Annotated in this window: 21 protein-coding genes and 1 riboswitch; of the genes, 10 read left to right on the top strand and 11 right to left on the bottom strand. The window is 39.1% G+C overall.

Features of this window, described 5'->3' with window-relative positions; genetic code table 11:
- Positions 1-39: 39 nt before the first annotated feature.
- From thrB to moeA, 10 genes are all read right to left on the bottom strand, one after another.
- Positions 40-987: a homoserine kinase gene (thrB, locus tag ESZ26_RS02460; protein WP_146797979.1), complete on the bottom strand. Its 948-nt coding sequence runs from the start codon at positions 985-987 to the stop codon at positions 40-42.
- On the bottom strand, positions 987-3443 hold the full coding sequence (gene thrA / locus ESZ26_RS02465) for a bifunctional aspartate kinase/homoserine dehydrogenase I (protein ID WP_146797977.1): 2457 nt from the start codon (positions 3441-3443) through the stop codon (positions 987-989). The genes thrB and thrA overlap by 1 nt, the downstream gene beginning before the upstream one ends.
- A gap of 324 nt (positions 3444-3767) precedes the next feature.
- On the bottom strand, positions 3768-4715 hold the full coding sequence (locus ESZ26_RS02470) for a sensor domain-containing diguanylate cyclase (protein WP_146797975.1): 948 nt from the start codon (positions 4713-4715) through the stop codon (positions 3768-3770).
- Positions 4716-5324, bottom strand: coding sequence for a chemotaxis protein (locus tag ESZ26_RS02475; RefSeq protein ID WP_146797973.1), 609 nt, complete (start codon positions 5322-5324; stop codon positions 4716-4718).
- Positions 5321-5686 carry a response regulator gene (locus ESZ26_RS02480; RefSeq protein ID WP_146797971.1) on the bottom strand — a complete coding sequence of 122 codons (366 nt, stop codon included), beginning with the start codon at positions 5684-5686 and terminating at the stop codon, positions 5321-5323. The genes ESZ26_RS02475 and ESZ26_RS02480 overlap by 4 nt, the downstream gene beginning before the upstream one ends.
- Before the next feature lie 528 nt (positions 5687-6214).
- Positions 6215-6928 carry a M48 family metallopeptidase gene (locus tag ESZ26_RS02485; protein ID WP_146797969.1) on the bottom strand — a complete coding sequence of 238 codons (714 nt, stop codon included), beginning with the start codon at positions 6926-6928 and terminating at the stop codon, positions 6215-6217.
- A 55-nt stretch (positions 6929-6983) separates the two neighbouring features.
- Positions 6984-7349: a YebG family protein gene (locus ESZ26_RS02490; protein WP_146797967.1), complete on the bottom strand. Its 366-nt coding sequence runs from the start codon at positions 7347-7349 to the stop codon at positions 6984-6986.
- A 176-nt stretch (positions 7350-7525) separates the two neighbouring features.
- On the bottom strand, positions 7526-8941 hold the full coding sequence (gene dbpA / locus ESZ26_RS02495; RefSeq protein ID WP_190278377.1) for an ATP-dependent RNA helicase DbpA: 1416 nt from the start codon (positions 8939-8941) through the stop codon (positions 7526-7528).
- 282 nt (positions 8942-9223) lie between these two features.
- Complete coding sequence (locus ESZ26_RS02500) at positions 9224-9922, bottom strand: alpha/beta fold hydrolase (protein ID WP_146797964.1); 699 nt, start codon at positions 9920-9922, stop codon at positions 9224-9226.
- 34 nt (positions 9923-9956) lie between these two features.
- Positions 9957-11192, bottom strand: a complete 1236-nt coding sequence (gene moeA, locus ESZ26_RS02505) for a molybdopterin molybdotransferase MoeA (protein ID WP_146797963.1) — start codon at positions 11190-11192, stop codon at positions 9957-9959.
- Between the two features lie 232 nt (positions 11193-11424).
- Positions 11425-11575: riboswitch (molybdenum cofactor riboswitch) on the top strand.
- Here moeA and moaA point away from each other — a divergent pair.
- From moaA to ESZ26_RS02555, 10 genes are all read left to right on the top strand, one after another.
- A complete protein-coding gene (gene moaA / locus ESZ26_RS02510) occupies positions 11562-12533 on the top strand; it encodes a GTP 3',8-cyclase MoaA (protein WP_146797961.1) in 972 nt (323 codons plus the stop codon). (Overlaps the previous riboswitch by 14 nt.)
- A gap of 1 nt (position 12534) precedes the next feature.
- Positions 12535-13239 carry a molybdenum cofactor guanylyltransferase gene (mobA, locus tag ESZ26_RS02515; RefSeq protein WP_146797960.1) on the top strand — a complete coding sequence of 235 codons (705 nt, stop codon included), beginning with the start codon at positions 12535-12537 and terminating at the stop codon, positions 13237-13239.
- A 51-nt stretch (positions 13240-13290) separates the two neighbouring features.
- Positions 13291-13833, top strand: a complete 543-nt coding sequence (gene moaB / locus ESZ26_RS02520; protein ID WP_146797959.1) for a molybdenum cofactor biosynthesis protein B — start codon at positions 13291-13293, stop codon at positions 13831-13833.
- Positions 13833-14372 carry a cyclic pyranopterin monophosphate synthase MoaC gene (moaC, locus tag ESZ26_RS02525; protein ID WP_146797957.1) on the top strand — a complete coding sequence of 180 codons (540 nt, stop codon included), beginning with the start codon at positions 13833-13835 and terminating at the stop codon, positions 14370-14372. Before moaB ends, moaC begins: the two co-directional genes overlap by 1 nt.
- A 3-nt stretch (positions 14373-14375) precedes the next feature.
- Positions 14376-14624, top strand: a complete 249-nt coding sequence (moaD, locus tag ESZ26_RS02530; protein ID WP_146797956.1) for a molybdopterin converting factor subunit 1 — start codon at positions 14376-14378, stop codon at positions 14622-14624.
- A 10-nt stretch (positions 14625-14634) separates the two neighbouring features.
- Positions 14635-15111, top strand: a complete 477-nt coding sequence (gene moaE, locus ESZ26_RS02535) for a molybdopterin synthase catalytic subunit MoaE (protein WP_146797954.1) — start codon at positions 14635-14637, stop codon at positions 15109-15111.
- A gap of 11 nt (positions 15112-15122) precedes the next feature.
- The gene (gene modA / locus ESZ26_RS02540; RefSeq protein ID WP_223271540.1) at positions 15123-15920 is read left to right on the top strand and encodes a molybdate ABC transporter substrate-binding protein; all 798 of its coding nucleotides are present in this window, start codon (positions 15123-15125) and stop codon (positions 15918-15920) included.
- Positions 15913-16614, top strand: coding sequence for a molybdate ABC transporter permease subunit (gene modB, locus ESZ26_RS02545; RefSeq protein WP_146797951.1), 702 nt, complete (start codon positions 15913-15915; stop codon positions 16612-16614). The genes modA and modB overlap by 8 nt, the downstream gene beginning before the upstream one ends.
- The gene (gene modC, locus ESZ26_RS02550; protein WP_146797949.1) at positions 16614-17696 is read left to right on the top strand and encodes a molybdenum ABC transporter ATP-binding protein; all 1083 of its coding nucleotides are present in this window, start codon (positions 16614-16616) and stop codon (positions 17694-17696) included. Before modB ends, modC begins: the two co-directional genes overlap by 1 nt.
- 25 nt (positions 17697-17721) lie before the next feature.
- The gene (locus ESZ26_RS02555) at positions 17722-18471 is read left to right on the top strand and encodes a HesA/MoeB/ThiF family protein (RefSeq protein ID WP_146797948.1); all 750 of its coding nucleotides are present in this window, start codon (positions 17722-17724) and stop codon (positions 18469-18471) included.
- 67 nt (positions 18472-18538) lie between these two features.
- Here the strand turns inward: ESZ26_RS02555 and ESZ26_RS02560 are convergent, their stop codons facing one another.
- Positions 18539-20359 (bottom strand): DUF885 domain-containing protein, encoded by a 1821-nt coding sequence (locus tag ESZ26_RS02560; RefSeq protein ID WP_146797947.1) that lies wholly within the window; start codon positions 20357-20359, stop codon positions 18539-18541.
- Positions 20360-20379: the final 20 nt, after the last annotated feature.

The following is a 20379-nucleotide window of genomic DNA, read 5'->3' on the forward strand; positions in this document are numbered from 1 at the left end:
AACATATTCCTAATAAATTCGGTATTTTTAATAAAGTGATTAAGCGGGCAATCGCTCAGCGCCGGTTAAATCAACCTGACAGACATGAACAAAACCTGAGTCTGTTTGTAAATAATTTGTTTGCAACCAAAGCGCAGTATTTTGTGCTTTTTCAAGGGAATCACAGACACAAAATAAAGTAGGCCCTGAGCCTGAAATGCCTACGGCTAAATGGCCTTGAGCGCTTAAATAGTCTTTGGCTTCGATAAATTTGGGTAGTAAGTGCTGGCGATAAGGCTCTGCAAGCACATCTTTGAGCACTGAAAAGGCTTGTTGTTTATCATTACGGTGACAAGCATCGACAAAAGTCGCTAAATTTTGACCAAAAGTAATGGCATCGGCACGACTGTATTGCTTGGGTAAAACATCTCGTGCAGCCTTCGTTGAGACATTAATACCAGGGTAAGCCATTACGTAATAGCAATTATCAAATTGCGGTAAACTCCGGCTAATAACGTGCTTGTCAGGCACCATTAATTGTAGACCACCTAAGTAACATGGTGCGACATTGTCGTAATGTAAACTGCCACTTATCTTTGCTTCCATTGCCCCCATCATAAATAACAGCGTTTTTTCATCAAAATATTGCTGATAAAATTCATTGAGCGCGACCAGTGCGGCGACCACAGAACAAGCGCTTGAACCTAAACCACTGCCAACTGGCATCTTTTTATCTAATGTTAGTTGGACTTTTTTAACCGGTTGTTGCGCTTTTTCAAGTGCTAGGTTGTAAAGCTCTAAACAATGCCAAACAATATTGTCTGTCGCCTTACCCGGTAATTTATTGGCAAATTCGCCAATAACAATCAGTTTATTTTCTGTGGCGGACTCGATAGCAACAACATCACCTAATAAAGTGCCATCAATGGGCTTAACCGCTAGGCCTAAAACATCAAAGCCGACGTTTAAGTTGCCAATTGATGCGGGAGCAAAAACAGATATAGTCATTAGTGCTGCTGCTCCCATGCTAATGTTCTTAATAAGTCACCAAATACACCCGCAGCAGTAACTGCTGCACCCGCGCCATAACCACGTAATACAAACGGTAATGGTTGGTAATAACGGCTATGTATTGCCAAGGCATTTTCGCCATCTTTCACACTATAAAGTGGATGATCACTGGCAACGGCTTCAATGGCTACTTTACATTTTCCATCAACAATATTGCCAATATAACGTAAAACTTTACCTTCGGCTTTTGCTACTTCTACGCGTTGAGAGAATTCATCATCTATTTTCGCTAAGTTCTGCATAAATTCATTAACATCGCCACTGGCATCAAAGTTCGCAGGTAACACTGATTCTATAGAAATATCAGATAACTCAAGCGGTATTCCAGCTTCTCGCGCCATAATAAGCAGCTTACGCGCTACGTCCATACCGCTTAAATCGTCACGTGGATCAGGCTCGGTAAAGCCATTGTCTTTGGCGATAGCTGTGGCCTGAGAAACGGTCATACCTTCTTCTAGCTTACCAAACATATAAGAAAGTGAACCAGACAATATCCCTTCAAAACGGACTAATTCATCGCCCGCTTTTAGCAAACTTTGTAAGGTGTCAATTACCGGTAAGCCAGCACCAACCGTCGTTTCATATAAGAAGCGACGATTAGATTTCTGTGCTGCACTGCGCAAGGCTTGATAATATTGCCAAGAGTCAGTATTGGCTTTTTTATTTGGCGTTACAATATTAAAACCTTCTTCAAGGTACTCTACATAGCTCATTGCTAAAGACTCACTAGACGTTGAGTCGACTAACACTGGATTGATCAGGTGATTCTCGCGGACAAAAGCCTTGATGTTTTCAACATTTACCGGAACAGAGTCACCTTTCATTTCTGCTTGCCAGTTATCTAAATCAATCCCTTCGGTATTAAAGACCATGCCTTTACTGTTAGCAATGCCGTATACTTTTAAGGAAATATTTTGCTTTTTAAGTTTAGGTTGTTGACGCGCGATTTGCGCAAGAAGCTCGCTACCCACGACGCCACAACCAACAAGAAACACATCAATAGTCGGCTTGTGGGTGAAGAAATTCTGATGACTGACTTTCATTGCATCGGTACATTTACGTTTTTCTACCACAACAGAAATACTACGCTCTGACGAATCTTGGGCAATGGCAATTACATTGACACGTGCTTGAGCTAATGAACTGAAAAATTTAGCGGCAACCCCTTGTTGATGGTGCATACCGTCACCAACCAGAGAAATAATCGACAATTCATGTTGTAATTTCAGTGGTTCAAGTAAACCATTCAGTAACTCTAGTTCGAATTCTTGCTGCAGACTTAGTTCGGCTAATTCAGCATCACTGGTGTGGATACAAAAACTGATACAGTATTCGCTCGAAGATTGACTAATTAAGACTAAAGAAATTTTTTCTTGGCTCATGGTGGCAAATACACGACTTGCCATGCCAACCATACCTTTCATGCCAGGTCCTGAGACATTGACCATGGTTAAATCATCGAGATTAGATATTGCTTTAACTTTTTTAGTTTGATCATCTTCATTAGATATTAAGGTCCCTGGCGCAGCAGGATTACCGGTGTTTTTAATCAAACAAGGAATATGAAACTGGGCAATGGGGCCAATCGTTTTAGGGTGCAGTACGCTAGCACCAAAATATGAAAGTTCCATCGCTTCTTGATATGACAAGTAATCGAGTAATTTTGCTTCCTTTATCAGGCGTGGATCTGCGTTAAAAACACCATCAACATCCGTCCATATTTCACAACATTCAGCTTGAGCACAAACGGCAAGAACGGCTGCAGAGTAATCAGAACCATTGCGGCCAAGGGTCGTTACTTGTCCTTGTTTGTTAACACCAATAAAACCAGGCATTAAGGCGACTTTATTGAGATTATGGTAATGGTTTTCGAAGTTTTCTTTTGATAGCACTAAATCAGCGACAGCATTGAGAGATGCATCATTAGTGATTAGAAATTTTTCTGGTTCAATAACCGACGTTGCAATATCTTGTGCGTTTAATACTGATTCAAGCAAGGCAACACTTAAGCGCTCACCAATACTAATTATTATAGCGCGGATATGATCCGGGCAATAAGACAGCATAGTCGCACCTTGTAAATAACGTGAAAGCCTATGTTCCCAGTTTATAAGGGTTTGCTCTGCATGTAAGGGACTGAATTTTGGTAAGCTGGCACCCAGATCATCAATGATGGTAATAATGGCTTTTCTGAAATGTTCTAAATCGCTTTGTAGCTTTATTTCATCACTAATATTTTCTGCCATAGCGACTAAATGGTTGGTTACACCTTGTGGGGCGGAAACAACAACGGCAACGGCAGAGTCGTTACTTTTGTCAGCTATAATTTTGGCAACTTGCACAAAACGTTCCGCTGATCCTAGAGATGAACCTCCAAACTTTAATACACGCATTTTACTTCCTTTTTATTGTAAATTCTTTGCGAGCCAAAAAATTTACAATGATTAAAACCTTAAAACAAAAAAAAGCCCGGAACCTAAGGGGTCACGGGCTTTTATTTATTGTGTTTTTTACACGTCAGCCGATGACAACCATCCCATTGAGGGTGGTAGTGATAATAATAATGGTAATACGACGGACAAATGTTTTCATGGTTATAAAATGCCTGAGCAGTGTTTTACTGTCAATAGTTTTTTATGAATAAAAAGTTATATTTTATTCATAAAAAAGCAGTAAGGTAGTTTAATTTGGATAATAAAACGCATATATTCAGTTTTTTAGGCTGCAGTAACATCTTTTGCAACGCAAACAATGTTTCTTCCAGAAGCCTTAGCGTCATATAAGGCAAGGTCTGTGTGGGATATTAAGTCTTCATAGCGGGTGTCAGCTTCGGTGATCACCGCAACGCCAACACTGGCGGTAACTTTTATTTCAGTTTCTTGAAAGTTAATGATATTTTTACTAATCGCAACGCGGATCCGTTCGGCAACATCTAAAGCGCCGACCATATCAGTATTAGGCAGAATAATCGCAAACTCTTCACCACCGTAGCGACCAAATAAATCACCTAAGCGTAGCAGTTTACTGATCACTTTAGCCGTTTCTATTAATACTATGTCGCCACCTAAATGTCCGTAAGTATCATTAAGTAATTTGAAATGATCTAAATCGAACATAATAAGCGCTAAACCATGCTTATATCGGCGCGCGCGTGAAAATTCTTTTTCGAGACACTCTTCCCAATGCTTACGATTAAAGACTTGTGTTAAGCCATCAATACGATTGGCCTGTGCAAGCTCTTCGAGTGTTTTCTTTAGTTTGCTTTGGTAATGACAGACATCGGTAACATCTTCAATCAGAATACAAACGTGCTCGTTATTGTCTTTGATTTCAAGTGGTAGAAATGAACAGTTTTGTGCCATAAAGTGACTGTCTGTGGTCATAGGACGAGTATGAGGTAATTCAAAAAGGTGATGCCTTTGTTCCCATGAACAAAAAGATTGGGTTTTTAGTTGAAAGACACTTTCAATTTTTCTTTTGAACCATTTTTCTGGCAGCTCTGGGAATATTTCAAAAATATTTTGTCCAATAACATTTTCAGGCTTTTTGTTAGCATGAACTTCTAAATATCGATTCCATAGCACGATATTATATTGGCTATCTATGATGAGAATACCGGTATTTAATTTATTAGCAATATCTGTGCAAAAATCATCAGCGGGCATTTAGAACTCTTCCAAAATTCTATCAATTACTGTTTTTATATTGATAATTGCCGACTCAGGAATAAATAAAACCATATCGCAATTAAATGAGTAATCAGTAACTTGATAAGTTATTTTAACTTTTAAAGCTAAGTCCCAATTAAAAGATTGCTGAGCAAGATGATCCGATATCGCACTTTGTGAACCCGCTAACAAGCGTGGTGCACTATAAGACATTTGATTATCTATTTGTTTGGCAAAAACATTTAAAAAAGTGGTGGTTAAAATCGAACTTAAGTCGATAATCTGCTCTTCAACTGATAATTCATCAGGCTCATAGCCAAGTAAATCGGCAAGACGATCAGAATCCTTAGGCTTGTACATAAGCAGTGCTTCACCACGAATGCCTTCATAACCGAAGAAACCTTGGCTAACAACCGCAGCAGAGTTTTCGTTACTGTTTAACATATTAAGTAAGCTAATCGTGCTAACTTGCTCGATACTTGGTACTTTCAAATAAACAAAGGTGTTTAAGTATCTGGCAAGTTGATCACTTGCTTGACCCATAGCAACATTGATTATTTCTTGTAAACAATCTTGCTGATCTTCATTTAAATTGAGATCGCTCATAAAAACCCATGATTTCTTAAATTAGTGTTAAGGACTTCTAATTCAACCGGTTTGCGTAAAAAAGCTTTAGCGCCTAGTTCAAGTACTTTACTTTGCATTTCGGGTTGTATGTCGGCTGATATAACAAAAATTGCCGGTGTGATGTTTTCATCTTTTAGGGTTTGGAGAACACCTAAGCCGTCTAAAACAGGCATGGTAAGATCAAGAAATAATATGTCAAATGCTTGACTGCGTAAAAGTTCAACGGCTTCTTGACCATTTGTTGCCAATTGTGCGTTAGCTGATAAGTGCTCTGGTAAGCTACGTAAAACTTGTTTACGGGCCATGTTAGAGTCATCACAAACAAGAACTGAAAAGCTCATGTAATGGGTAATCCTTTATTTTTTTTATTTTAAGGCGTTAATCTACCTTAAATAAGCGGTACTGTTAATTAATAAAGCATAAAAATGCTGATTTTTTACGCTTTTAATGAAGATATCTTTGATACCAGCTTAATATAGCAACAAAGTATAAATAATATCGTAACAAACTGGTCATAACTTCTCCGCTATATTTTTCTTTTATAGGTTAATTAGAAGGCAACTATTAGGTTAATTAACATGAGAGACATTATTGCCGAAAGGGTATAAATCGCAATGCCTTTCCAGCTGTAGGTTTTGAGTTTCATGGTTTATCTCTTCATCTATTGATTATAACAAAGGTTAATAAATTGTCATATCTGGTGAATTTAAAATAGTACTCTAAAACTAAGCGATATTCGTGCCAAAAATATAATGTAAGCCGAGGAAATTGTTGTAAATTTTATTGGACTAATGCTGAAGTGATTTTATCTTCTTTATAAGACGATTTATCTGTTAGCTCATTTATTGTCTACGAGGATATTATAATGGTTAAATAGTCGGCCATTGTAATTGGTTTTGATGGGATTTTAACCAGGTTTTGGCTAACCCGTAGTTAGGGTAATTCAGAGCAACTAACTGCCAAAACTTCGTCGAATGATTCATGTGCCGAAGATGACAAAGCTCGTGAACGATGACGTAATCGATAATCCATTTTGGCGTCATCGCTAATAAAGAACTGAAACTAAGTTCACTTCTACTATTACAGCTGCCCCATCTAGATTTATATAATCTTACTTTAAACGATTTGGGTAAAACACCAATTTTTTCGGCAAAATGAGATAATTTTTCATCAATATAAGCATGAGTTTGCTGTTTTAACCAAGCTTCAAGTTGTTGCTTTACATATTTGTCTTGGCTTTTTACATTATCAGCTATTTTTATTTTTAATTTACTAGCGAGAGTCGCTATGATGATATCTTGCTGAAGCGTTATTTCTGGAAATAGACCATAATGAATATCAAGTGTTTTAAGTTCGCCATTAATAAGCAATTGACTATCTTTTTGATAATAATTATTTTGAGTGGCAGGTTGTGCGTGTTGCTCAGCAATTTTTCTTTGTAACCAAAGACTTTTTGAGTTAACAATGTTCGCTATATCATCTTCAGAAACATATTTTGGCGCACGGATAATAATTTTTCCGTGCTTAACTTGTAAGCCAACCGTTTTTCTTTTGGCACTACGAATAAGTTGATATGACAGCATAACTAAATATTATCTCGTGTTTAGTAAAGATAAATTCAAACCGGTACGCCGCACTTTATTTGTTTGCGCTCGCTTTAGCTTTGCGCGGTGCTTTTACTTTTGCTGTCGCTTCAATTTCTGCTGACGAGTCAGTGCTATTTGCTGCTTCAACCGGCGCGGTAACGTTCTTTTTAACCGCAGTTTCTGGCTTAGCTTTCTTAGCTTGCAGAGCAACAAGGACATCTTCACGATTTTTAGCTAGGTAAATACAGAGTTCTTCACGCACTTTTTCATCAATATTAAAGCTACTGGCTTCAAACATTTCGGCTAAGCTGTCAGCCATATCAAGCATTTTGTCATACTCGTCTGCTGCTTTTTTATCCATGAATGTTTCTACCTCCACACCTTGTCTAATGACGACAAATCGACTTTCAACTGCCATTTTTTTTCCCTTATAGGATCAATATTATGCTTGATGGTTTTATCATATATGATTTAAAACCGCTTATACAATCAAAATTAACTGTATAAAACAACAGTATCATACGAGGTTTTTAATTAAATACAATCATTTTATAAAACCTCGTTATGGAAAAACACTGTTTTAACCGATAGTCACTATAGTAATCTGACTCTAAATTTACGACCTTTTAACTTGCCGTCACTGAGTTTTTTGAAAGCTTGCTTGGCAAACTTTCGGCTTACAGCTACATAAGCCCAGTTATCTGATAATTGAATTTTTCCTACTTCGCTTGCGGAAATGGTTTTATCGCCGGTTAGAGCGCCCAAGATATCGCCCGCACGTACTTTTTGTTTTTTACCGCCATCTATTTGTATCGTTGCCATTTTCGGAGAATACACCGAGGCGTTTAATACACTAGCGTCTGGCAGTAATTCGCCTTCGATAGTCCGGTCAAGGTAATCTTCTAATAAACCTATTTTGTAGCTTTCTTTTTCACTGAAAAAAGAACAAGCAATACCTGTGCTACCCGCTCGACCTGTGCGGCCAATACGGTGGACGTGAATTTCGCTATCACGAGCGATATGGTAATTAAATACCGCATCTAGCGCATCAATGTCTAAACCACGCGCGGCAACATCGGTGGCAACTAAAATTGAAATACTCTTATTGGCAAAGCGAACTAATACTTCGGTACGATCTCTTTGCTCTAAATCGCCATGTAAATCTTGAACATTAAAACCATAATTACGTAGTTCATTGACAACAATTTGTACGTCTTTTTTGGTATTACAAAAAACGATAGTCGATTCGGGTTGGTGCTTTAACAACAATAATCGGATACCGTCGATACGTTCACTGTCATTTTCTACTTTATAAAAGTGCTGTGATATCGTGCTTTCTTCGTGATTTCCCTCAACCGTTACCTTGGTGGGTGATTGCATTATTTTTTTAGCAATATCGGCAATTTCTGCAGGGTAAGTCGCACTAAATAATAAGGTTTGTCGCTGTTGAGGGATCTGACTAATAATAAAATCAACGGAAGCTTGAAAGCCCATTTCTAGCATACGATCGGCTTCGTCGAGTACTAGCATGTTTACATCGTCTAATTTTAAGGTGCCTTTACCTAAGTGATCTTCAATTCTTCCTGGCGTACCAACAATGATATGAGCACCATGCTCTAAAGAACCGACTTGCGGGCCAAAAGGCATACCACCACAAAGGGTCAGTATTTTGATGTTATGTATAGCACGGGCTAATTTACGAATTTCTTTCGCTACTTGATCGGCTAATTCACGTGTTGGACAAAGAATAAGTGATTGAATACGAAAACGTTTTACATCAAGTTTTTCTAAAACACCCAAACCAAAAGCAGCTGTTTTCCCCGAGCCCGTTTTACCCTGGGCAATAACGTCACCACCGGCAATAATAGTTGGCAAGCTTTGGGCTTGAATGTCGGTCATCTGTTGATAACCCATAGATTCTAAATTTTGAATTAACTCTGGTTTGAGTTGTAAGGTGGAAAAACTAAGCTGGCTCAACGGGAATTCCTTGGTATAAAAATAATGCGCCATTTTACCTTGTTTACTTATACCAAGTCTACTTAGTTAGTTCCCTCTCAGATTTTCCCTGCACTTTGAGAACAAATAGAATTATTTTGTATATAGCTATTCTATATGAAAGTAATTCTCTGTAGTTATCGAATCGCTGGGAAACTCCCGAAGGGCGAGTTTAAAAGGCTTACAGGCTGCGTTATTGATTTTGATAAGGGAATAACCATTCTCATCAATCAATGCCTTGCCTATAAACCTTCTAAATATCGCTGAGCGGGAAGAAACTAAGTAGAATTGGTATCATTACTCGATAAAAAAACGAATCATATGGTCGGCACACTTTTCTGGTTGTTCAAGCGGTAACATATGGCCGGTGTCGACAAGTGTTGTTAAAGAAATCAGCGTCGATTGCGTTAAAATATCGGCAATACGCGTTAACTTAACCAGTGAGTCATTATCACCAATTAAGAATTGAATAGGGATGGCAAGTGTAGGAAGTTTTACTAATAAATTTTCGCGCTGGGTTGTCACTGTTAATTGATGGATCAGTGTTTCTTTACCCAACGCAATATCCATTGCTCGAATACAGCTAATGATCTCTTGATTGTTGTGTTTGCTTGAGTGCAGCAAGGCGGTTATACGTTTGGTGGGGATGCCTGAGTAACCATGCAATTTTAAATAAGCAATCGTTCGGCTGCGCTCTTTTAATTCCGCAGCAGGTAACAAATAAGACATATTAGAAATAAGCAGTAATTTGTTAATTTTATCAGGATATTTCAACGCAAAAGCCGACGCGATATAGCCCCCTAAAGAAAAGCCAGCTAAATTTATTTTTCCTACGGGGAGTTTTTGCTCAAGTGCGGTGACTATTGCATTAATACTCTTTTCCACCGGAATGGCAATGTGGATAAGCTCGACATTTTCAGGTAAATAAGTCATGCAAGCCTGCCACAAACGTTGATCGCACATGGTACCTGGCAGGCAATATATTTTAATGTTCATAGAAGCTATCAAAATAGGTCAAAAATAGCGTGAACTATTGAATAACATCATCAAATAACTGTACGTTAACAATTTCATTGGCGGGAACATTGCCTTGGCTTGCCGGTAAAACAATATAACAGTTGGCTGTCGACATGCTGGTTAAAATTCCCGAACCTTGACTACCTGTGCTGGTAACCATCATCTCGCCTTGCTGATTAGTTGACAATACTGCCCGTTGAAAGTCCATGCGTCCGGCGCGTTTATTTAATTGGGTGGCTGTTTTTACTTTTAACAGCGGTAACTTTTTAGCTTGGGCATGCTGTAATTTTAATAATGCGGGTACGGCTAATTGATGGGCGGTGACCAAGGCTGAAACAGGGTTGCCGGGTAAGCCAAAAAAGTAACTATTAGGTAATTTTCCAAAAGCAAAAGGCTTACCTGGTTTCATCGCTATTTTCCAAAAACCAATCTCGCCTAATTGTTCAAGTATCAACTTAGTATAGTCGGCGTCACCTACAGAAACACCTCCTGAAGAAATAACAACATCGGCTTGCTGATCGGCTTGTTCAAATGCCGCGCGTATTGCTTGTTCATCATCAGCGATAATACCGAAGTTAATCACCGTGACATTAAGCTTGGTTAACATCGCGATTAATGCATGGCTATTACTTTCATAAATATCACCGTCATTGAGAGTTTCGCCCGGAGACTTTAATTCATCACCGGTCGCTAATACCGCAACCGTAATTTTACGATAGACTTCTACTGTTGGCACACCTAAAGAGGCCAGCACGCCAATATCTATCGCTGAGAGTTTTTTACCTTGGCTAAAAACTGCTTGGTTTATCGCAATATCTTCACCGGTAAAGCGTATGTTGTCGTTAAATTCCCTGGCTTCTAGAAATGTAATCTTGGTATCGTTTGCTTGGCAGTTTTCTTGCATTTCAACAGTATCACAACAGCTTGGTAATTTTGCACCTGTCATTATACGAATACATTCACCGATTTTGCATTCACCTTGAAAAGGCGCGCCAGCCATTGACCGGCCAATCAGGGTTAATTTATCGGTCGTTTGTAAACTTGCTAACTTAAACGCATAACCATCCATGGCCGAATTATGATGAGGAGGAACATTTAATGGGCTCGATATGTTACGCGCCAGTACACGATTTAAACCTAGCGCCAAAGAAATAGTTTCAGTTTCATTGATGGGTTTAATAGCCGATAGCATTTTTTCCATCGCTTGTTCGAAAGGTAATAATCCGGGAGCAGAACAACAATCAACCATAAGTAACTCTTCTATTTTATTTGTTTTTTTACACGGTAAATTAGCACCGCTTGCGGGGGTATTCCAATAAGCGCCTATTACAACTCACTTAATGGCATAGGAATACGTTATTATGACGTAAATTCGCTAGTAAAGAATACGTGCAAAGTGATGACTTTTTGATGCATATCAAAATTACTTATCGTCTAGCCGTATTTTAATAGTGAAATAGTTTACTATACTTGTATTCATTAAATGAATTATTCGCCGAGCTTTTCTAGCTAAATCTTTTTTTAGAATGCTATTTAAGCCGTGGTTAATAGTAATTTTGCTATAACCACCAGGGTTAACAAGGAAACTTGTTAGCCTCCCTACATTTGGAAAGGTGAGATGTTAACAGACAACTTTGGTCGCAAGTTTTATTACTTGCGCCTCTCTATTACTGACGTTTGCAACTTCCGTTGCACCTATTGCTTGCCTGACGGCTATTCATGCGACCATGATCGTGACTTTCTCTCCTTTGACGAAATTAAGCGTGTTGCTAACGCTTTTGCTCAAATGGGCACAGAAAAAATTCGTATCACCGGTGGCGAACCTTCACTGCGTAAAGACTTACCTGAAATTATTGCTGCTTGTAAGCAAACGCCCGGGATTAAAAAAGTTGCAATAACCACTAATGGTTATAAATTACCTGAGCACCTAGAAAGTTGGTTAGATGCCGGAATTGACGCGATTAATATTAGTATTGACAGCCTTGACCCGCGCATGTTCCATTCAATCACCGGTCATAATAAGTTACCCCATATTTTAAAAGGCATAGATATGGCGTTGGCAGATGGTCGTGCAACGATTAAAATTAATACGGTATTAATGCGCGAATACAACGGTCACGATATTAAAACCTTTCTTGATTGGCTGAAAGTGACTCCGGTGACGTTACGCTTTATTGAACTAATGCAAACCGGTGACAACCAAGAATTTTTTGATGCACAACATGTACAAGGTGCACGTATTAAGCAAAATCTAATCTTAGATGGTTGGTTACCGGTAGTTAACGATAAAGCAGCAGGCCCAGCGCAAGAATTTTATCATCCTGATTATCAAGGTAAAATCGGTTTAATTATGCCGTACAGCAAAGACTTTTGTAATACCTGCAACCGTTTACGGGTAAGTTCATTAGGTAAATTACATTTATGTTTATTTACCGAAGAAGGCTTACCGTTAAAAGAGTATTTACAAGAAGATGATGTTGAGCCATTGAAAGCACAAATTCGCGCGATGATGACTGATAAAAAAGCGACACATTTTCTGCAAGATAAACTCACCGGTGCCACTAAAAACCTTGCGATGTTGGGGGGCTAAGATGAGCGCTGCCTTTTTCAATCAAGGGTGTTTAGGTGTCGTATTAGCCGGCGGAAAATCTTCTCGCATGGGGAGTAATAAAGCCTTGTTAATGCGTAATCAAGCTGCCGTGCATGGGCAAGCAGGTCGCAATGAAAATATGCTCAGTTACAGTAAAGGCTTGCTGAAAAATATTGGTATAAATAATATTGTCGTTAGTGGCAATCTTGATGGTAGCGATATTGCAAACGGCAACAGCGAACATTATGTTGCTGACCAATTTGCAGAGCTTGGCCCGATGGGCGGTATTTACAGTGTAATCAAAAAATACCAACCTAAATCATTACTCATTTTACCGGTTGATTTACCCTTAATGACCAAGGAAACACTTGCACAGTTAAAAATTAAAGGTGAATTAGCTCAAAAAGCCTGCTTTTTTGCTGATCATTTTTTACCACTTTATTTACCCAATAATGCTTTTGTCGAACAATTTTTTATCACACATTTTGTCCAGTATCTACAAAATAACAAAAGTGCGTTAAGCGAAAAAAATAATCGCAAGAAAAATGGCCCGTCCATCCGTTCGATGTTTGCACAGGTGCCACATCAAGCTTTAGCTTTAAAGTCACCACAGTGTTTATTTAATACCAACACACCGCAAGAATGGCAGCAAGCGCAGTTGGGAATTAATCATTTAGACAACAAAATTAAAAAGTTGTCATGCTGAACTAATTGATTTAGCAGATAATTTAAATCTTAATACCATTTAGGAAAAACCATGAGCTCTTTACATAGCGGTAACGCTTTTATTCCCTTATCAATTGCCGTATTAACTGTTTCTGATACCCGTGACGAATCAAATGATACTTCAGGACAAGTCCTTGTTGAACGCTTAACTGAGGCAGGTCATAAACTTGCCGATAAAGTGATTGTTAAAGATGATGTTTATCAACTACGCGCCATTGTTTCAAAATGGATAGCCGACGATAATGTGCAAGCAATTATTTCGACTGGCGGCACCGGATTTACTGCTCGTGATAATACTCCTGAAGCCTTAATGCCGTTGTTTGATAAAAATGTTGAAGGTTTTGGTGAAGTTTTCCGCGCTATTTCGCTTGATGAAATTGGCACGTCGACAATTCAGTCGCGAGCGTTTGGCGGCATTGCCAACAGTACCGTTATTTTATGTGTACCGGGATCAACCAATGCTTGTCGTACTGCTTGGGATAAACTCATTAAAGAGCAGCTTGATGCTAGCCATCGCCCTTGTAACTTTGTGCCCCATTTAAAAATGGCAGAAGTTTGTGAGACGCGTGATTAATGAATGATTCAACAAATAATAGCCATGCGCCCACGTTAAGCCATGTCAACAAACGTGGTGAAGCGAATATGGTTGATGTCACTGAAAAAGCGCTGACCTCACGTTCTGCGACTGCCGAAGGTTTTATTCAAATGTCGGCACATACCTTGTCGTTAATTACTCAAGGTGATAATAAAAAGGGTGATGTATTTTCTGTTGCTCGTATTGCGGGTATTCAAGCGGCAAAAAAATGTAGTGATTTAATTCCACTTTGTCATCCGTTGATGTTGACCAAAGTAAAAGTTGATTTCACCATTGATGAAGAAAATAGCCAAGTGCATGTGACGAGTTTATGTAAACTAACCGGACAAACCGGTGTCGAAATGGAAGCCCTAACAGCGGTTGCTGTGGCCTGCTTAACATTATTTGATATGTGTAAAGCGGCTGACCCTTTAATGGAAATTCATGGTATCAGGGTGATGACCAAAGAAGGTGGTAAATCAGGCTCTTGGCAAGCAAAAGCCCAGCAAGCTTTACAGGATTCAAAGAATAAAGGATAAACTATGATCAAAGTAATATTTTTTGCCGCGTTGCGAGAACAACTTGGCTCTGCTGGTACGGAAATAAACGCCGACTCTGCCACTACTGTCGCTGAAGTTAAAGTTGCGTTAGGTGAAAAAAATAATAATTGGCAACATTACCTCACTAATAATTCATTACTTTGTGCGGTTAATCATCAAATGGTTAATAGTGATTTTTCGGTGAAAGCAGGAGACGAAGTGGCTTTCTTTCCACCCGTCACCGGAGGATAAAAGAGTTAATATGACGAGCCTCAATAATAAGTACCCAGAAATTAGTATTCAAACAGAAGACTTTGATCACGGTGTTGAAGTTAATCTGTTAGAAAATAATAATGTTGAAGATGGCGCCGTTGTTACCTTCAGCGGTCGAGTACGCAATAATAATTTGGGTTTAACAGTTAAAGGATTATTCCTTGAACACTACCCCGACATGACCGAAAAGCTATTAGCCGAAATAATTCAAACGGCAAAAAAACGCTGGGATATTGGCCGTGTAAAAATCATCCACCGCATTGGGCAGTTAGCTATTGGTGAACAAATTGTTTTTGTTGGTGTAACCAGTAAACATCGTCAAGATGCATTTGCCGCTAATGAATTTATTATGGATTTTTTAAAAGTATCAGCGCCGTTTTGGAAAAAAGAACTCACTGAACTTGGCGAAACTTGGTTAGCAGCGAAAGCCAGTGATAAAGAAAAAGCACAGGCGTGGAGTAAATAGCTTTGGCATTAATGCTGGCGGGTATATTTACTCGTTTTTTATTGATAGCGCTACTGATGTTACCGGTAAGTTTAGTGGCGGCTAAAGACATGGTCAGTGTCAATGAAGCACCTTTGCGCATTGCGGTTGCTTCGAATTTTGCACCGACATTAAAACAGTTACTGGCTCGCTATAACCCAAATCAAAAACAATTTTTAGCGCCAATTCTTATCGCGGCATCCAGTGGTACTTTATTTCTACAAATTGAACATGGCGCTACTTTTGATGTGTTTTTATCCGCTGACAGTGAACGACCACAATTATTATCAACAAGTGATTTAGCCGTTAAGGATAGTCTACAAACCTATGCTTTTGGGCAGCTAGCCCTTTGGTCTGCAAAGGGGCATATTGACAGCGATCTATTGGTAGCCCTTAATAATAACAAGCAACGCCTCGCCATCGCTAACCCAAGAATCGCGCCCTACGGTAAGGCTGCTAAGCAAGTATTAGAAAGTTTACAACGTTGGGACGATTATAAAAACCGCTTAATTCAAGGGATTAATATTGGCCAAACGTTTCAGCAAACACGTTCGCAAGCGGTAAACTTAGGCATTGTCAGTAATAGTCAATTAGTGCTCAATAATTTTAAGGGAGTCTTGATCTCTTCACATCTACATCAACCGATAAAACAGCAATTAGTGATTTTAAAGCACAGTAAAAAAATAGCCCAAGCTGAACGTTTTGTTACCTTGTTGATGAGTAAGCAAGCTCAGCAGTTTATTGTTGAATCAGGTTATGCATCTTCGAGTGAGATAAGTGCCAATGAGTAATAGCCACCCAGATATGCTGGCGCTGATCACCACATTAAAAATGGCGGGCTTAACCACGGTTATTTTGATGTTAATTGGCACACCACTCGCTTGGTACCTCGCTAAAATGCAAAGCCGAGCGAAAGTGTTTATTGAAGCATTAGTCGCTTTACCTTTAGTGCTACCACCAACAGTACTGGGATTTTATTTACTATTGCTGTTTTCTCCACAATACCTCCCGGGACAAATTTGGCAACAGGCAACCGGTCAACAGCTGGCATTTAGCTTTTCGGCCATTGTTATTGGCTCTGTTTTATACTCTTTACCCTTTGTGGTGCAGCCATTACAAAAGGCCTTTGAGCAATTGGGTGATGACTTATTAGAGGCCGCAGCCATGCTTGGCGCTAGCGCGATTGATCGGTTTTTCACCATAGTATTACCAATAACTAAAGCCAGTTTTATTACCGCAGCTAGTTTAGGGTTTGCTCATACGGTTGGTGAGTTTGGCGTGGTTTTGATGATTGGCGGTAATATTCCGGGTGAAACCCGCGTGTTGTCCATTGCTCTTTTTGACCATGTCGAAGCGTTCGATTACGCACAAGCACATATTATTTCTATAAGTTTGGTTATCTGCTCGCTTATTTTATTATCCTTAATTTATTTACTTAATCGACCAAAAAAATCTCAGCCTGTTTTGTCAAAGAGGTTTAGCTGATGGCCGATTTACGAATAAAAATTAATGTCGATTATGACGATTTTTCGTTATCTATTGATCAGCAAATATCACTTACTGGCATTACCGGTATTTTTGGTCATTCGGGTTCAGGTAAGTCGACGCTATTAAAAGTTATTGCGGGGCTTGATAAAGATGCTCAGGGTCAGTTGTTGATTAATGATACTATTTTATTCGACAGCCAAGCGAAAACTTTTCTTGCGCCACAGCAAAGAAATATAGGCTTAGTGTTTCAAAATAGTCGTTTGTTTCCTCATCTTACGGTTGAAGAAAATTTACGTTATGGACAAAAACGTAAAAAGAATAATGTTACGAATAAGCCATTAGATTTTTCAGAAATTGTAGCCTTAACCCAGCTAGAAAGTTTATTGGTGAAATCAGTCGCGCAGCTTTCAGGTGGCGAACAGCAGCGTGTGGCATTAGCTCGAGCATTATTAGCTGAGCCACGATTACTATTACTCGATGAACCGCTCAGTGCATTAGACGATCAGAATAAAATCCTGATGCTGACCTTGTTAGAGAAAGTGCAAAAGCAGTTAAACTTACCTATGTTATATGTCAGTCATTCTTTGGCTGAAATTCAGCAGTTAGCCAATAGTCTGTTAGTGTTATCCTCAGGAAAAGTCAGCCATTATGGTGATATTCATCAAGTGATACATCAGTTGACCACCGACAATGAAATACTGCATCAAACGAGTTTGTCATTAACGGTAAAAGAGCACTTACCCGCGTATGGCTTAACAAGTTTAGTTTTGGCTGAGCAGCAAATATTAATGGCCTTAAATGATCATCTTGAAATAGCTAAACAAGCGCGCTGTATTATTGCCGCTAGTGACATTAGTGTCACCTTGCATGAGCCAAGAGAAAGCTCGATAGTGAATCATTTACAGGGAATTATAACCGGTTTTAATCGCTGTAATGCACAAATACTGTTAACGGTTAATTGCTCAGGACAAGATTTTTTTGTCACCATTACCGCCTGGTCAGCTAATCGCTTATCCTTGGTGCTTGAACAGTCTATCTATATTCAATTTAAAGCTAATGCTGTGCGTATACTGCGTTAATCGCCATAAGGAAATTATTTAGCTAATGTTATCTCAACACGAACAACTACGTTACAGTCGTCAAATTATGCTCAATAAAATAGGTGAGCAAGGGCAGTTAGCGCTGCGTGAAGCTAAAGTACTAATCGTTGGTGTCGGCGGGCTAGGTAATCCGGTCAGTTTATATTTAGCGGCCGCCGGAGTAGGTACTTTATTTATCGCCGACGGTGACAAGGTCGAGATGACTAATTTACAGCGACAAATATTATTCACTGAAAATGACATTGGTCATAATAAAGCTGATGTTGGTGCTGAAAAATTGCAACAACATAACAGTGATATTACGATTGAAGTAATTGATGAGATGCTCGATGAAGAATTAGCAAACTATTACATTGAACAGGTCGATGTGGTGCTTGATTGTACCGACAATATCACCACGCGTTATTTATTAAATCAAATCTGTGTTGAGCAAAAAACGCCGTTAATTGTTGGTGCGGCTACGGGTTTTGACGGTCAGCAATTAGTGATTGACCCCAGAAATCCAGCGAGTGCTTGCTATCAATGCTTGTTTCCTGCGAGTGAAAAAGCGCCTAGCCAAAATTGTCAAACCGTTGGTATTGTCGGTCCGGTATTAGCGATTATAGCCGGTATGCAGTCGTTACAGGCCATTAAATTATTAACCGGCAACACCATACATATTAATCAGTTAAATCTCTTTGATGGTTTATCAAATCAATGGCAACAATTTACCTTAAATAAACAGGCCGATTGTCCGGTCTGTAGTACGAGCTAGACAACTTATGCGCATTAGTGACACTTAGTTAAATGAACTAAGTGTCACCTCATATAGCGATGCGTGTTTACTCACTTACGATGCTTTTTTTCTTATCGTCAGCTGCGATTGTTAATAACGTTGTGGCAATATAGGCGTTAATTTGGTCTTCCAGTACTTGTAGCGGTACGGAACCATTTTTCAAAATTTGATGATGAAACTCACGGACATCAAAGTTTTGTCCCAATTCAGCTGCTGTTTTTTTACGTAGGTTTCTGATGGTTATCTCACCAATCTTGTAAGATAACGCTTGTCCTGGCCATGATATATAACGATCAATTTCTGTTTGCACATTGTGTGATGAAAGTGCGGTGTTATCGGTCATAAAGTTTATCGCACGCGCTCTTGACCAGTCCATAACATGCATACCTGTATCAACAACAAGTCGGGCTGCCCGCCACATTTCATAGGTCAGTCGACCAAAATTACTGTAGTGGTCTTGGTATATGCCGGCTTCAATACCTAACCATTCAGCATACAAGCCCCAACCTTCGCCAAAGGCAGAAATGTAGGCATTTCTGCGGTATGAAGGTAAGTTATCTAATTCGCTATTCAATGATATTTGCAAATGATGCCCAGGGACACCCTCATGTAAGGTTAAAGCGGGTAAAACATAAAGTGGACGTTTGTCTAACGCGTAGGTATTAACCCAATAATAGCCGGGCTGAGTATCATTTTGCGCTCGAATATAGCGCCCGGTAGTATATTTAGGGGCGATGCTGTCTGGTACAGGTGCAACGCCATAAGGCGTGCGAGGTAAATGCTTAAAGAGTGCGGGTAATTTAGCATCCATTTGTTTGGCAATATAGGCAGCTTCTTTAAGTAAGGCTAACGGCGTTTTTGCATAAAACTGTGCATCAGTCCGTAAGAAATCAGTGAACTCAGCAAAAGTCCCTTTAAAGCCAGTTTTTACAATGATCTCAGCCATTTCTTGACGAATACGTTTTACTTCACTTAAACCTAAGGTATGAATTTGCTCAGGTGTCATATTTGTTGTGGTGTAGTGCTTAACTCTATTACGATAAAATTCATTACCGTTAGCTGTCGCTGACACGCCAATAGTTTTGCGGGCATTTGGAAAATACTCTTGGGTAAAAAATTGATAATAGTGCTGATAAGCAGGAATAACTTTAGTTTTTAATAGCGCAATAAGCTGGCTTTTTTTATCAGCAAGCACGTCAGGGGCAATTAAATTTGACGCTGTGTTAAAAGGCTTAAGAAATTCAGAATTTTCAGCATGCTCAGGAATAAAGGCAAGTATTGACTGTTCATAGCCTATTAATACCGCTTGAGGTTGGGTGATCCCTGTCGATAATCCCTGCTGCATCCAATAAATGTTTTGATCAAAATATAGCGGAAGCGCTGATAATTTATTTAAATAGAAGTCGATATCTTTTTCTTTATTAAATGCGGTATTGTTGATGAAAAAACTTAAATTAGAGTGAAAACCTGACTCAGCATTGAATGGCATGTAATGAGCTTTAAAATGATACTGAGCAATACTATTATCAAGTTGGGCTTTAATAATGGCATAATTAATTTTATTATCGTCTGAGAGTGACGTTTGAGTTATCTTTTCAAATGCTGCCGCGATAGTGAGACGCTGTTGGTATTTTTTTTCCAATGTTTGTGGTGATAAATCAGGCCAATAGCTTTCCTCGTTTGGCTCGCCACCTTCTTGATAAATACCTGTGCTGGCACGATGATCTAATAGTGCTTTAACCGTACTATCAAATTTTTCGTTAGCGGTGTTTTGTGGCGAGTTTTTGCTATTCATGGTGAGTTGACAAGCGCTAAGTGAAACAAGAATAGCGGGCATGACCAGAAACTTACACAAAGAAAAATTCATATTTTATTAAATTCCTACGG

The sequence above is a fragment of the Colwellia hornerae genome, from assembly GCF_007954355.1.
Taxonomy (GTDB): domain Bacteria; phylum Pseudomonadota; class Gammaproteobacteria; order Enterobacterales; family Alteromonadaceae; genus Colwellia_A; species Colwellia_A hornerae.

Coding starts and splice junctions, on each gene's coding strand:
- thrB (WP_146797979.1), bottom strand. CDS start 987: ATGACTATATCTGTTTTTGCTCCCGCATCAATTGGCAACTTAAACGTC.
- thrA (WP_146797977.1), bottom strand. CDS start 3,443: ATGCGTGTATTAAAGTTTGGAGGTTCATCTCTAGGATCAGCGGAACGT.
- ESZ26_RS02470 (WP_146797975.1), bottom strand. CDS start 4,715: ATGCCCGCTGATGATTTTTGCACAGATATTGCTAATAAATTAAATACC.
- ESZ26_RS02475 (WP_146797973.1), bottom strand. CDS start 5,324: ATGAGCGATCTCAATTTAAATGAAGATCAGCAAGATTGTTTACAAGAA.
- ESZ26_RS02480 (WP_146797971.1), bottom strand. CDS start 5,686: ATGAGCTTTTCAGTTCTTGTTTGTGATGACTCTAACATGGCCCGTAAA.
- ESZ26_RS02485 (WP_146797969.1), bottom strand. CDS start 6,928: ATGCTGTCATATCAACTTATTCGTAGTGCCAAAAGAAAAACGGTTGGC.
- ESZ26_RS02490 (WP_146797967.1), bottom strand. CDS start 7,349: ATGGCAGTTGAAAGTCGATTTGTCGTCATTAGACAAGGTGTGGAGGTA.
- dbpA (WP_190278377.1), bottom strand. CDS start 8,941: ATGGCGCATTATTTTTATACCAAGGAATTCCCGTTGAGCCAGCTTAGT.
- ESZ26_RS02500 (WP_146797964.1), bottom strand. CDS start 9,922: ATGAACATTAAAATATATTGCCTGCCAGGTACCATGTGCGATCAACGT.
- moeA (WP_146797963.1), bottom strand. CDS start 11,192: ATGGTTGATTGTTGTTCTGCTCCCGGATTATTACCTTTCGAACAAGCG.
- moaA (WP_146797961.1), top strand. CDS start 11,562: ATGTTAACAGACAACTTTGGTCGCAAGTTTTATTACTTGCGCCTCTCT.
- mobA (WP_146797960.1), top strand. CDS start 12,535: ATGAGCGCTGCCTTTTTCAATCAAGGGTGTTTAGGTGTCGTATTAGCC.
- moaB (WP_146797959.1), top strand. CDS start 13,291: ATGAGCTCTTTACATAGCGGTAACGCTTTTATTCCCTTATCAATTGCC.
- moaC (WP_146797957.1), top strand. CDS start 13,833: ATGAATGATTCAACAAATAATAGCCATGCGCCCACGTTAAGCCATGTC.
- moaD (WP_146797956.1), top strand. CDS start 14,376: ATGATCAAAGTAATATTTTTTGCCGCGTTGCGAGAACAACTTGGCTCT.
- moaE (WP_146797954.1), top strand. CDS start 14,635: ATGACGAGCCTCAATAATAAGTACCCAGAAATTAGTATTCAAACAGAA.
- modA (WP_223271540.1), top strand. CDS start 15,123: ATGCTGGCGGGTATATTTACTCGTTTTTTATTGATAGCGCTACTGATG.
- modB (WP_146797951.1), top strand. CDS start 15,913: ATGAGTAATAGCCACCCAGATATGCTGGCGCTGATCACCACATTAAAA.
- modC (WP_146797949.1), top strand. CDS start 16,614: ATGGCCGATTTACGAATAAAAATTAATGTCGATTATGACGATTTTTCG.
- ESZ26_RS02555 (WP_146797948.1), top strand. CDS start 17,722: ATGTTATCTCAACACGAACAACTACGTTACAGTCGTCAAATTATGCTC.
- ESZ26_RS02560 (WP_146797947.1), bottom strand. CDS start 20,359: ATGAATTTTTCTTTGTGTAAGTTTCTGGTCATGCCCGCTATTCTTGTT.